The organism is Nocardia sp. CNY236 (assembly GCF_000482385.1).
Taxonomy (GTDB): Bacteria; Actinomycetota; Actinomycetes; order Mycobacteriales; family Mycobacteriaceae; genus Nocardia.
This window is the reverse complement of sequence record NZ_AXVD01000015.1, coordinates 62,605-75,671: the sequence shown is the minus strand read 5'-3', so window position 1 is coordinate 75,671 and position 13,067 is coordinate 62,605. Positions and strand designations below refer to the sequence as shown.

The 13,067-nt window shown below is 63.3% G+C and carries 13 protein-coding genes; 8 read left to right on the top strand and 5 right to left on the bottom strand.

Annotated elements, in window-relative coordinates:
* The first annotated feature begins 98 nt into the window (after positions 1–98).
* From polA to K940_RS0110560, 4 genes are all read left to right on the top strand, one after another.
* A complete protein-coding gene (gene polA, locus K940_RS0110575; protein WP_028477519.1) occupies positions 99–2,843 on the top strand; it encodes a DNA polymerase I in 2,745 nt (914 codons plus the stop codon).
* 184 nt (positions 2,844–3,027) lie between these two features.
* Complete coding sequence (locus K940_RS0110570; protein WP_028477518.1) at positions 3,028–3,537, top strand: carbonic anhydrase; 510 nt, start codon at positions 3,028–3,030, stop codon at positions 3,535–3,537.
* Between the two features lie 84 nt (positions 3,538–3,621).
* On the top strand, positions 3,622–3,822 hold the full coding sequence (locus tag K940_RS0110565) for a hypothetical protein (protein ID WP_028477517.1): 201 nt from the start codon (positions 3,622–3,624) through the stop codon (positions 3,820–3,822).
* Between the two features lie 96 nt (positions 3,823–3,918).
* Complete coding sequence (locus K940_RS0110560; protein ID WP_028477516.1) at positions 3,919–4,359, top strand: 2-keto-3-deoxygluconate kinase; 441 nt, start codon at positions 3,919–3,921, stop codon at positions 4,357–4,359.
* 171 nt (positions 4,360–4,530) lie between these two features.
* Here the strand turns inward: K940_RS0110560 and trxA are convergent, their stop codons facing one another.
* Both trxA and K940_RS0110550 read right to left on the bottom strand, forming a co-directional pair.
* Entirely contained in the window at positions 4,531–4,899 is a 369-nt protein-coding gene (gene trxA, locus K940_RS0110555) for a thioredoxin (protein WP_028477515.1), read from the bottom strand.
* Positions 4,900–4,947: 48 nt separating this feature from the next.
* Entirely contained in the window at positions 4,948–5,493 is a 546-nt protein-coding gene (locus K940_RS0110550) for a 2'-5' RNA ligase family protein (RefSeq protein WP_231390318.1), read from the bottom strand.
* A 296-nt stretch (positions 5,494–5,789) separates the two neighbouring features.
* On the opposite strand from K940_RS0110550, the gene K940_RS0110540 reads away from it, so the two are divergent.
* Both K940_RS0110540 and K940_RS0110535 read left to right on the top strand, forming a co-directional pair.
* On the top strand, positions 5,790–6,464 hold the full coding sequence (locus K940_RS0110540) for an MspA family porin (RefSeq protein ID WP_028477513.1): 675 nt from the start codon (positions 5,790–5,792) through the stop codon (positions 6,462–6,464).
* A gap of 62 nt (positions 6,465–6,526) precedes the next feature.
* The gene (locus K940_RS0110535) at positions 6,527–7,195 is read left to right on the top strand and encodes an MspA family porin (RefSeq protein ID WP_028477512.1); all 669 of its coding nucleotides are present in this window, start codon (positions 6,527–6,529) and stop codon (positions 7,193–7,195) included.
* A 102-nt stretch (positions 7,196–7,297) separates the two neighbouring features.
* On the opposite strand, the gene K940_RS0110530 is transcribed toward K940_RS0110535, so the two are convergent.
* Together K940_RS0110530 and K940_RS0110525 are read right to left on the bottom strand one after the other, a co-directional pair.
* On the bottom strand, positions 7,298–7,708 hold the full coding sequence (locus tag K940_RS0110530) for an SHOCT domain-containing protein (RefSeq protein ID WP_028477511.1): 411 nt from the start codon (positions 7,706–7,708) through the stop codon (positions 7,298–7,300).
* A 162-nt stretch (positions 7,709–7,870) separates the two neighbouring features.
* Positions 7,871–8,716, bottom strand: coding sequence for a class I SAM-dependent methyltransferase (locus K940_RS0110525; protein WP_028477510.1), 846 nt, complete (start codon positions 8,714–8,716; stop codon positions 7,871–7,873).
* 239 nt (positions 8,717–8,955) lie between these two features.
* On the opposite strand from K940_RS0110525, the gene rpsA reads away from it, so the two are divergent.
* A complete protein-coding gene (gene rpsA / locus K940_RS0110520; RefSeq protein ID WP_028477509.1) occupies positions 8,956–10,422 on the top strand; it encodes a 30S ribosomal protein S1 in 1,467 nt (488 codons plus the stop codon).
* Positions 10,423–11,187: 765 nt separating this feature from the next.
* Complete coding sequence (gene coaE / locus K940_RS0110510; RefSeq protein ID WP_028477507.1) at positions 11,188–12,390, top strand: dephospho-CoA kinase; 1,203 nt, start codon at positions 11,188–11,190, stop codon at positions 12,388–12,390.
* Positions 12,391–12,437: 47 nt separating this feature from the next.
* On the opposite strand, the gene K940_RS0110505 is transcribed toward coaE, so the two are convergent.
* Positions 12,438–12,962 (bottom strand): DUF402 domain-containing protein, encoded by a 525-nt coding sequence (locus K940_RS0110505; protein WP_028477506.1) that lies wholly within the window; start codon positions 12,960–12,962, stop codon positions 12,438–12,440.
* Positions 12,963–13,067: the final 105 nt, after the last annotated feature.

Below are 13,067 nucleotides of genomic sequence, written 5' to 3'. Positions count from 1 at the left end.
GCGGTGGCGTCGGACGTGCGTGGAGAACCTGTCGTGGGGTGAACGGTAGGGGAGTCGGCGCAACCGCCTGTCGGTGCCGGTCCCTAGACTCTTGGGGCGTGAGTTCACCGTCGACTGCTTCGCAACCTGCCACCACGCCCGCTGCCGGTGATTCCGGGTCCGGTGACCGGCCGACGCTGCTGCTGCTGGACGGGCATTCGATCGCCTACCGCGCGTTCTTCGCGCTACCGGCCGAGAATTTCAAGACCGTCACCGGCCAGACCACCAATGCGGTGTACGGCTTCACCGCAATGCTGATCAACTTGCTGCGGGACGAGAAGCCGACCCATGTGGCGGCGGCCTTCGACGTGTCGCGCCGAACGTTCCGCACCGAGGCGTACCCCGAATACAAGGCCAACCGAGCCACGACTCCGGACGAATTCCGCAGTCAGGTCGAACTCACCAAGGACGTGCTGGGCGCTCTGGGCATTCCCGTGATGGCGATCGAGGGGTTCGAAGCCGACGACATCATCGCTACGCTCACCACGCGAGCGACTGCCGAGGGCTTTCGCGTGCTCATCGTCACCGGGGACCGTGACTCCTTGCAACTGGTCGATGACAACGTCACGGTGTTGTATCCCCGCAAGGGTGTCTCCGATCTGACCAGATTCACCGTGGAGGAGGTCGTGGCCAAATACGGCCTCACACCGAATCAGTACCCGGACTATGCGGCGCTGCGCGGCGACCCCAGCGACAACTTGCCCGGCATTCCAGGCGTCGGGGAGAAGACCGCCGCCAAATGGATCCGGCAGTACGGTGACCTGAACACTTTGGTCGACAAAGTCGATGACGTGCGCGGCAAGGTCGGTGACGCGCTGCGCGCCAACCTCAGCAGTGTGGTGCTCAATCGGCAACTCACCGAAATGGTGCGCGATGTGCCGCTGCCCTATACCCCGGACCAACTGGCACAGCAACCGTGGGACCGCGACCGGATCCACCGATTGTTCGACGACCTCGAGTTCCGTGTGCTGCGCGATCGCTTGTTCGAGACGCTGGCCCCTGCGGCGCCGGAGGCGGAGGCGGGTTTCGAGATCAGTGGCGCCGCGCTGGAGGTCGGTGCTGTGGCCGAGTGGCTCGGCCAGCATGCTGCCGCGGGCGTGCGCCATGGCGTCGCAATCCTCGGCACGGGTACTCCGAGCTGTGGCGACGTCCGTGCAGTGGCCATCGCGGCGGCCGATGGCGAGAGTGCATACATCGACGCCACCACGCTCACCCCCGCCGATGACGCTGCCTTGGGCACCTGGTTGGCGGACCCGGAGGTGCCCAAGGCGCTGCACGAGGCCAAGCCGGCCGTGCATGCTCTGCGCGGGCGGGGCTGGACCCTCGGTGGATTGACCAGCGATACTGCGCTCGCGGCGTATCTGGTCCGCCCCGGTCAACGCACCTTCAACCTCGATGATCTTTCGCTGCGCTACCTGCGCCGTGAGCTTCGCGCCGAATCCGACGATACTCAGCAGTTGTCGCTGCTCGATGACGAGGACACCGTCGACGCCGAACTGGCGCGGGCACAGATGCTGCGGGCCCGTGGTGTGGCCGACTTGGCCGATGCGCTCGACGAGGAGTTGGGCGCGATCGAATCCACTGCGTTGCTGGCCGACATGGAGTTGCCCTTGCTCGGCGTGCTGGCCACCGTGGAGGATGCGGGCATCGCAGTCGATACCGAGCAACTCTCCCTGCTGCAGCAGCAGTTCGCCGACCGGGTTGCCGCCGCGGCAGCCGCGGCCTATGAGGTGATCGGCAAGCAGATCAACCTCGGCTCACCGAAGCAATTGCAGGTGGTGCTGTTCGACGAGCTGGACATGCCGAAGACGAAGCGCACCAAGACCGGCTACACCACCGACGCGGACGCGCTGGAATCGTTGTTCGAGAAGACCGAACATCCTTTTCTGGAGCACCTGCTTGCGCATCGCGACGCCACTCGGCTGAAGGTCACCGTCGATGGTCTGCTCAAATCCGTCGCCGAGGACGGTCGCATCCACACCACCTTCAATCAGACGATTGCTGCCACGGGCAGGCTGTCGTCGACCGAACCGAACTTGCAGAACATCCCGATCCGTACCGACACCGGCAGACGGATTCGCGACACCTTCGTGGTCGGTTCCGGCTACCGGTCACTGATGACCGCAGACTACAGCCAGATCGAGATGCGGATCATGGCACATCTGTCTGGGGACGAAGGGTTGATCGAGGCATTCAACTCCGGTGAGGATCTGCACAGCTTCGTCGCATCGAAAGCATTCGACATACCGATCGCCGAGGTGACCTCGGAGGTGCGCCGGCGGATCAAGGCCATGTCCTACGGCCTCGCCTACGGGTTGAGCTCCTATGGATTGTCGGCACAGTTGAAGATCAGCACGGCCGAGGCGAAGGAACAGATGGAGATCTATTTCGCCCGCTTCGGTCGCATCCGGGACTACCTGTACGAGGTGGTGGAACACGCACGTAAGGTCGGGTATACCGAGACCCTGTTCGGCCGGCGCCGCTACCTGCCGGATCTGGACTCGGGTAACCGGCAACGACGTGAGGCGGCCGAACGAATGGCGCTCAACGCTCCCATTCAAGGAACAGCGGCCGACATCATCAAGGTTGCGATGATCGATGTGCACCGGGCGATGCGGGCTGCGGGGCTACGTTCGAGGATGCTGTTGCAAATCCACGACGAGTTGGTCTTCGAGGTGGCAGAAGGGGAACGAGAGGCGCTCGAGACGCTGGCACGTGAACGGATGTCCTCGGCGATCACGCTGTCGGTGCCGCTGGAGGTGTCGGTCGGCGTCGGTCGCAGCTGGGACGCGGCGGCGCACTGACGAACCACGCCCGCCGGTCCGGAAATGTCCGATATGCTCCTGCGTGCCGGCGATGGGGGCTATCATCGCAGCGCCGCGCCAGTAGCGAACCACAGCAACAGGCTGGTGGCGCGCCGAATACGGACGTCTGCCGTGGGTCGGTCGCGTACAGGATTCGCACACCACCGAGCGCAGGGGTATGACCATGACTGTCACCGATGAGTACGTGAAGAACAATGCGGAGTATGCGAGCACCTTCCGAGGGTCCCGTCCACTGACTCCTTCGAAGGGCGTTGCCGTCGTCGCGTGTATGGACGCTCGACTCAACGTCTATGGCGTACTCGGCTTGGGTGACGGCGAGGCACATGTCATCCGCAACGCTGGTGGTGTCGTCACTGCGGACGTGGTTCGGTCATTGGCCATCAGTCAGCGGATGCTCGGCACCACGGAGATCATCTTGATCCACCACACCGATTGCGGCATGCTCACCTTCACCGACGAGGAATTCGAGGCCGCAGTTCAGCAGGACACCGGAATGACACCGGAGTGGTCGACCGAAGCATTCTCCGATGTGGAATCCGATGTGCGTCAATCGATCGAGCGTCTTGTCGCCAGCCCGTTCTTGCCGCGCAAGGACGCCATCCGCGGCTTCGTCTTCGACGTCGCCTCCGGCAAGTTGGACGAGGTCCATCCAGCTGACGGCGCGGGGTCTTGAACCGTGCGAATACTCCTCGACCAGCGAGGAACGCCTTCTGGAGGGCAGTTGCTATTGCGCCGTGATGTCTCTATTGTCAGGAGCGTGCCGAATCCCGCCGACCGCTACGCCACAGCGCCCAACGTCGCAGACCGCGTCGAGTCGCTGGCGTCGCTCACCGGGACCTCCGTGGTCGTGCAGGCCACCGCTTCCGAGCCCGGGGTTCACGGCGCCTCGATCCCGCTTACCGCAATGGTGGCGCAGCATCATCGACTCCGCGTAGTAGCCCGCCGCAGCGGGGTCTGATACGCCGACCGGCCCCTCGCTGCGGGTTTTCCATTTGTTTTGTGCCGGTTCCGCCGTCAACTGAGCTACGACCTTTGCCGGGAAGACATACTTTCGATGACCCCCCTGATTCTCGATATGGACACCTTCTACGCCGCCGCTCCGCGAGGCTTGCGTGCCGAAAGCGCTGGGCTGACCTCAGCGGAGTTCCGCAACCGCTACTGCGAGCGTAGCGGTCCGATTCGCCTCGACGAGTGGTCACCGGCGGATATGTACAGCGTCGAGTGCACCGCCACGCTCGAATTCACCGACCACGTCCGGACCGTCGTCGCCACCGGAAGCCCGGTCGCGGCGATGACCTCGGCTTTGTACGACGAGGGATATCCCGTGGAGATCCTGCAGTTCCATCAGCGGCGCACAGCAGATGGAACCGCCACGTTCGTGCAGTGCGAATGCAATGGGCGGCGGGGTTGGGGCGCCGCAATCGCCGATGGCAACGACGAGTCGACAGTCCGCGCCATGATCGCTGGAGTCAATCGACTCGGCAAGTCCGGATAGCTTCCGCTATTTTCCCTGCCATGACTCTGCGTCCGGATGGCGCAGTGGCGTCGGTGGCGGTTCCGCGGCAGCGGATGTGGCCCGGATGCTGGCGTGCTCGTCCGGGCCACACCAGATTCCACTGCGCCCGCGGGACCGTGGACGCAATGTTGGCGCGTCACGTGACAATTGCTATTCGGCCGCCTGCTGTTGGGCGAGCTGTGCGCGCACCTCGTCCATGTCCAGCGCTTTGACTTGTGTCACCAAGTCCTCGAGCGCAGCCGGCGGCAGTGCACCGGGTTGAGCGAACACCAGCACTCCCTCTCGAAACGCCATGATGGTCGGGATCGAACGAATATTTGCCGCCTGGGCGAGACCCTGTTCGGCCTCGGTGTCCACACTTCCGTGTACCACGTCCGGGTGCTTGATGGAGGAGGTCTCGTATGTCGGTGCGAAAGCCTTACACGGGCCGCACCAATCGGCCCAGAAATCAACGAGGACCACGTCGTTTTTCGTCACTACCTCGTCGAAGTTGTGCTGCGTCAATGTCTGGGTGGCCATGGCGTCCTCTCGTATCGGGTGTGCCAGATGTAACGCGGGCCGCCCCGCCTATCTTCCATCGTCGATCCGGCCGACGCGCCACTCGCGGCGCCGATCGCTATCCCATCGCCGGATGCCCACCACTTTCGCCGAGAAATCCCGGTCGCGGGCGACGGCGTCGAATGCCGCACCGAGTTGCCCAGTCGACACTCTTCTCGCCAGCGTGACGTGCGGTGTCCATGAATCCGGATACATGGTGGCCGGAATGCCGGGGCATGGGGAGATCGTGTGGAAGATCCTCCGATGCAGTGCGAGCAGTGGTTCGCTGGGCACCACCAGTCTCACCAAAACGGGGCGGCGCGCGCCGAAGATCACCAGCCCACCGAGTCGCACGGAGATCGGCGAGAAGGCCTGCGTGTTCAACGCATGCTCGATGCGTGGCCAGATCTGCCGGGCCACGCCAGCGGTGATGTGTGGACGGTGCGTGTCGTCGGTGTGCGTGGCCGGACTCGACACCCCCACTGCCGCGAGCATCCGCCACTGACGGCGAATCTCGCCGTCGGCAGCGTCATCGAGGAGGAATTCCACCGACTGCACCATCGTTGTCGAAGTCAATCGTATTCGACGCTCCTGCGGGCAGTTTCTGCGCGATCTCGTGCACCTCGCCCGTGTTTTCGGTGAACACCGGCGCCGCGTCACCGGCTGCGGTTCGATTCGACCGACGACTCATCTGAAAAGCGCTGTCACACAATCGCAAAGAACTGGACATGTACGGGTCCTAGATCGTTCATCAACTGGGTCGGTAACGGTTCATCCAGCCGATAGCACAGCCGGGAATGCTTCATCCCAGCCTCACTGAGGCCGATCGCCTCGACGGACGAGGCGAGTCGCTAGAATCTGATGAGGGAAGTATGAGCTACTACCACAGCAGTGGTTTGCGTCGTGGTGGCCGTGTCGCGGGTATTGGTGCTGCCGCGACCCTGGCCATGGGATTGTTCTCGACCGGCGTTGCCGATGCCGATGCGTTTGTGCCGTTGCCGGACGGCGAGAAGCTCGGCCCGGGAGTGAAGATCACCCGCACACACGAGCGCGCGGTGGTTTCTCCGTCTCTCGCCGCCAACGGTGCTGGTCGTGTCGTCTGGGTGTCCGGCACTGCCACGGCCGAGGTTTCCGTTACCCCCGAAGGTACTGCCGGCCCGAACAATGGGGCAGCGGGTGCGCCCGGTACCAACAACTCCTCGACCCATGGCGTCTCGCAGTTGAGCACCGGATACATCGTCGGTTGCCAGGTCAGCATCGGCGACGATGCAATCAGCGCCGGAATGTCGGGTGGCATCGATGTCGACGGCTTCAGCGTCGGTGGTTCGGTAGGACTGAATCTCGGTCCCGGTGAGGTGGCGTTCGTCGAGGTCGAGGGGAAGGAAATCCCTGAGCCAGGCGTGTATTCGGTGGAGTACGAGGATTCCGAGATCGCGATCCAGGGCTGCGCGGGTTACGCCCAGGCCCGTGCCTACACCGTTGTCGAGATCATCGGCGACCACTACTCGAAGACCACCCTCTACGGGATGCCGTTCAGCATCGGCTGACCTCTGTCGGACAACGAAACACCTTATCGCTGCGGCGAATTCAATCTCTGAGGGACCAAATCATGATCAACCGAAAGAACGCCGCGCGGCTGGCCGCCGTCGGCGCCGCCACTTCCGTCGCCGTGGGCATGCTCGCGTCCGGCCCGGCGAACGCGGATACCTATGTGCCGCTGCCAGGTGGCGAAATCAGTAAATCGCTGTCGGACGGTACCGTTGTGACGGTCCGGCTACTCAACGAGTCCGCCAACATCAACCCGTCCATGGGCGCCACTCCGGTGCACCGCAACGCATGGGTTTCCGGCACTGCGTACGTCGAACTGTCCGGCTCGAACGCCATGGGCGGCAAAATATATCCCGGATACGTCGTGGGATGTCAAGTCAACATCGACGGCGGCGGTGTCGATGGCGGAGTCTCGGCCGGTAGTGACTGGGAAGGTGAGAGCCCGGAAGTCGGTGGCTCCGGCGGTGCTGCCTTGTCGCTCGGACCCGGTGAAGCGAAGTCGTTCTATGTGCTCGATCTCGAGGAAGCCGACGACTACGGCAACGAATCGCACCAGAAGCGGAACAAATTCAAGGGGCAGAGCGGTTCGGTCACCTGGGCCGACTCGACCATCGGTCTCAGCGGTTGCGGCGGGTACGCGCAAGCGCGTGCCTTTGTCAAAGTCAAGGTCGAGACCGAGAACGTCCAGTCGGTCATGACATTGTGGGGGCAGCCGTTCAGCATTGGCTGACCGGCAGCATAGATGCAGAGCGAAGCAGGTCCGGTGCCGGCGTACTGGACCTGTTCGTCCTGCGTATGCGATTCGATGTCGGATCGAGCGGGTCCGGACTCGTCAGGCAGATGTCGAGTTGGCCGTTGGGACGGTTTGCCCCAATGCCATGGCTTTGAGTCGCTCGAATTCTTCCGTGGTGATCACGCCGGAATCGTGCAACGCCTTGGCATCGGCGATGTTTTGCGCGGGTGATTTGCCAGCGATCCGCCGAATGTATTGCTCGGCATCATGTTCGGCTTCTACCCGTGCTTGTTGAGTTCGCAGCGCCATGCCTCTGCCGCGGGCGACCAGGTAGACGAGCGCGGTCACATAGGGGAACACCACCAGCGCGATCACCCATCCGGCCTTGGCGATTCCAGATACTTCGTGGTCCCGGAACAGATCCACCAGTATCTGGAACAACACGATCAGGTAGGCCACGAACGCGAAGATGAGGATCATGTACCACACGTAATCCCAAAAGGAATCCATGGGTACCTACACTATCCCCGTCTTTGCTGTTCAAAGCCGTTTCGCATGGCAAATGAAAAGAAACCTTCGGTATTAAACCGATTTCGATCCGGTTATATACTGTCGATGATCCGAACCGGCACCTCCTCCGGCGCGCCGAGATCGCGCATCCACAACCGGCAATCAGGGTTTCCGTGTGATGAAGATGGCGGTGCCAGGAAACAATTCGCCTCGTAGTGGACTCCATTGGCCCCATTCGCGGTCGAGCATTTCCGGCCATTCTGGTTCGATGATGTCCTCTACCACCAATCCCGCTGCGACGATCTCGCGCACGCGGTCGCCGATGGTCCTGTGGTGTTCGACGTAGATGGCCGCGCCCGTGTCGTCCACCTCGACATACGGCGTGCGGTCGAAATACGGGATGGTGGCGGTCAATCCGGGCGTACCAGGATCGTCCGGGAAGATCCAGCGCAGAGGGTGATTCACCGAGAACACCCAGCGTCCGCCGGGCCGCAGTATGCGGGCGACTTCCCGCATCACCGCTGCCGAATCGGCAACGAAAGGCACGGCGCCGAACGCAGAGCACGCCAGATCGAACGAAGCGTCGGTGAACGGCAGGGCCTCGGCGCCCGCCTGCACCAGGGGAACCTGCGGACCACCGCGCGCCATAGCCGCCACCCCGCGCTCCAACATGCCACGAGAGAGGTCGAGTCCAACCGCATGTGCGCCCTGCCCAGCCAGCCAGCGCGCACACGGCGCCGAACCGCAGCCGACTTCCAACACTCGCTTGCCCGCCACGTCGCCGAGAAATTGCATGTCGCCTTCGTGCAGGCCTTCTGGACACCACACGAACTCGCCGTCAGCGGAGTCGACGCCGAGGAACTCCGCGTGCGCGTCGTGGTATTGAGCGGCATCGGCATCCCACCAGCGTTGGCTGGCGAGTCGACTGGCCGCCGGTCCGAGCGGGGTGCGTGTTGCGCTTTCTGTCGAGAGCAGCGCGTTTGCTGGCGTATGGCAATCGTCCGGCACGCCGGCCAGACTACTGGTGAGCCAGGTGGATCGGTTTGCCCGGCCGGACAGGGGTCGCGTACGCTGAACCCGCGAGTGCCTTGCGTACCTCCGTGAGGAGTTCGGCTCGCGGTACGTTTGATTTGCATTGCAGTGCGGTACGTTCCTGGTGTCCGTCCTCACACAGTGCGTGAGATCGCAGCGTACCGAAAGTTCCAATGTCCGCAACCGACCACAATCCGTCCGGAGCACACCGACACATGCCCACCACCGTCACCTCGCCGCAGGTAGCCGTCAACGACATCGGCTCCGCCGAGGATTTCCTCGCCGCCATCGACGCTACGATCAAGTACTTCAACGACGGCGACATCGTCGAAGGAACCATCGTCAAGGTCGACCGCGACGAGGTTCTGCTCGACATCGGTTACAAAACCGAAGGCGTCATTCCTTCTCGCGAACTGTCCATCAAACACGATGTCGACCCCAATGAGGTCGTTGCCGTGGGCGATGAGGTGGAAGCGCTTGTGCTCACAAAGGAGGACAAGGAAGGCCGCCTGATTCTGTCGAAGAAGCGGGCACAATACGAACGTGCGTGGGGTACCATCGAGGACCTCAAAGAGAAGGACGAAGCCGTCCGGGGCACGGTCATCGAGGTCGTCAAGGGCGGCCTGATTCTCGATATCGGACTGCGCGGCTTCCTGCCCGCCTCGCTCGTCGAAATGCGCCGGGTGCGCGATCTGCAGCCGTATGTCGGCAAGGAGATCGAAGCCAAGATCATCGAGCTGGACAAGAATCGCAACAACGTGGTTCTGTCTCGCCGCGCCTGGCTCGAGCAGACGCAATCCGAGGTCCGCAGCGAATTCTTGCATCAGTTGCAGAAGGGCCAGGTCCGCAAGGGTGTGGTCTCCTCGATCGTCAACTTCGGCGCCTTCGTCGATCTGGGTGGCGTCGACGGTCTGGTCCACGTTTCCGAGCTGTCCTGGAAGCACATCGACCATCCGTCCGAGGTCGTCGAGGTCGGCAACGAGGTCACGGTCGAGGTGCTGGACGTCGACCTGGATCGTGAGCGCGTCTCGCTGTCGCTCAAAGCGACCCAGGAGGACCCCTGGCGGCAGTTCGCCCGCACCCACGCGATCGGTCAGATCGTGCCGGGCAAGGTCACCAAACTCGTTCCGTTCGGCGCGTTCGTGCGGGTCGAGGAGGGCATCGAGGGCCTGGTACACATCTCCGAACTGGCCGAGCGTCATGTCGAAGTTCCCGACCAGGTGGTTGCCGTCGGCGACGACGCAATGGTCAAGGTCATCGATATCGACCTGGAGCGTCGTCGGATCTCGCTGAGTCTGAAGCAGGCCAACGAGGACTACCACGCCGAGTTCGACCCGTCGAAGTACGGCATGGCCGACAGCTACGACGAACAGGGTAACTACATCTTCCCCGAGGGCTTCGATCCCGAGACCAACGAGTGGCTCGAGGGCTTCGACAAGCAGCGTGAGGAATGGGAAGGTCGCTACGCCGAGGCGGAGCGCCGGCACAAGATGCACACCGCGCAAATGGAGAAGATGTCCGCCGATGCCGCGGCCGAGGCCGCGAACAACAATGCGGCGTCGAATTACTCCTCGGAGACCAATGCGCAGTCTGTCGCCAGCCAGGCGGAGACGGCGGGCGGTTCGCTGGCAAGCGACGCCCAACTGGCCGCACTGCGAGAGAAGCTGTCCGGCAACGCCTGATCGACCTCAGCAGAAGATCTGCGCCCTCATCGGATTTCTCCGGTGGGGGCGCAGTCGTATGTGCGGGTCTCGGTTGGTTCTCCGCTGCGGGCGAGCGATTCAGCGGCGCTCACATACAGCGCTCCACCAGATGATCCGGTTCGACGGTGAACAACACACGTGTCCCGGCCTCGTCGCGAGGCCGGGACACGACACGTATGGTCAGCTTGCGGTGACAGGTACCCAGCGGACCGCGGGGACGGTCGAACGTTTTCGTGTCGCTGTGGCACTGTGGCGCGCGGGACTGACGAACGTGGTGAACCATGAGCGGCGGCGCTCGGCGAGCATCGCCGCCACAGCAGGGATATGAATGCAATGCACTCGCCCCGCGCCCAGGCGGTGGCGACCCGACTGGTTGATTCTGATGCCCAATGGAGTTCCTTCGCTAGCTGGTATCGGCCTGGATCGCCACGGCGAAGATTAGTCGAAGAAAACTGTCGAGTAGTGCATTTTGCGCTGATATTCGCCTTCGGCGTGTCGGAATGGTGCTGACGCGAATCGGAGTGGACCCGGAATATTGCGAATCGGTCTCGGGGTAGTCACGGATCGAGTAAATGGTGGAGCAAATGGTGAATTGTGTAGCTGCAGTGGGTACTGGTATCGGCCGCTGTGGGAATGTCGGTCTCGGGGCGGACGACGTCGTCGTGGCGGATCGCTCCGACAGTGGTGTCCGCCCTGAACGTAGGGCAGTGAACGGCGGCTGCTTCGGGATGCGAAACTGATCGGATGTTACGAATCGGCCTCACCGGAGGCATGGGTGCGGGCAAGTCGACCGTGGCGCGGGCATTGGCCGACCTCGGCGCGGTGGTCATCGATTCCGATCTGATCGCACGGGAGGTGGTCGCGCCGGGTACCGAAGGTCTCGCGGCGCTCGTCGCGGCATTCGGCGCCGATATCGTGGGCGCGGACGGCGCGCTCGATCGGCCCGCACTGGCAGCCAGAGCATTCGGGGATGACCAGGCGCGGGCGAAACTCAACGCGATCACGCACCCGCTGGTCGGAAAGCGCACTGCGGAGTTGATCGCCGCCGCGCCCTCGGACGCGATTGTGGTACAAGATATTCCCCTGCTCGTGGAAAACGGACTCGCGCCGTTGATGAATCTGGTCGTGGTCGTCGAGGTCGACAGCGAAACCAGAATTCGTCGGCTGGTCGAATTCCGCGGAGTCGCCGAAGCCGATGCGCGAGCGCGTATCGCGAAGCAAGCCACCGACGACCAGCGCCGTGCGGTGGCCGACGTGCTGCTCGACAACAGCGGCGCCCCCGGAGAGGTCGAAGCCGCGGTCGGCCGACTCTGGGAGCGACGACTGACTGCGTTCGAGCACAACCTGCGTACCGGGACGCCGGCCCGACTTCACGGCGAAATCCGGGTCGTGCCTCCTGATCTCGAGTGGCCCGCACAGGCGCAGCGACTGATCGCCCGGCTCTGGGCCGCCTGCGGGTCAGCCGCGTCCCGCATCGACCACATCGGCTCGACGTCGGTGCCGGGCCTGCCTGCCAAAGACGTAATCGACCTGCAGATAACGGTTTCCGATCTAGATGCCGCCGACTGCCTGCGAGACGCCCTCGGCGCGGCGGGATTTCCGTGCCGACCCGACGTGACCCATGATGATCCGGTACCACTGCCGGGGTCGACCGGGATCGATACCACGGTGTGGTCCAAGCGTTTTCATCAGAGTGCCGACCCCGGCCGGTTGGCGAATGTGCACGTTCGTGTCGCGGACTCACCCGGTCAGCAGTACGCGCTGCTGTTTCGAGACTGGTTGCGGGCGGAACCGGCCGTTTGTGCGGAATACCTCGCAGTCAAGCGCGCCGGTGAAGCCGAGGCAGGGGCTGCGGCCGGGGCGGACGCGTTGGAGGCGTACCTCACTGTCAAGCGGCCGTGGTTTTCCGCCGCGTATCCACGGGCTCTGGCCTGGCGTGACCGCTGACGTCGTCCGCGTCGGATCGGCGATGGCCGTCGTGACCGTTGCAAGGGCTACAACCACGTCAGGGTGATGTCCATGGACTCCATCCAGCCTTCGAAGCTGTGTCCGTGCGCGGCGATGCCGTCGATGGCGGCAGTCGCGTGTTGGACGGCAGCTTCGGCCTCGGCCGGGGTGAGCAGCCCAGCGGCGTGCGCGGCGAGGAGTTCATCGACGTCGAGCAGCTGGGTTTCGCGCGATGAGCGCACGACGAGGTCGAGGTAGTGGTCGACGGCCTTCCACTTCTTCGGTGCGATCTTGGTGAATTCACCCACGTCGAGGTAGTAGTCCTGATCGCGGCGATGGGCCGGGTGAAAGTGGAATACGGTTGTGCGAATGAACAGCTCGGGCAGCAACCAGGACTCCATATAGTGGAACTGGGGATGGTCCGAGGTGCGCGCCATGTAGAGACCCCACGGTTCGACGTGGTATCGCTCGACCGAGCGTACGTAGCCCTTCGGATCCGTATTGGTCAGATCCGCGATGTTGAAGTACTCGACTTTGGGTCGGTGTACATCGACGATGGGTGCCTGCGTCATGCATCAAGAATCCACCGCCGCGCCGTACACGTCGAGCCGAGTGCGGCAATCGGTAGGTCGGTGTGGGTGCATGCTCGGGGCACCGTCGGCGCCCTGGTAGGACCA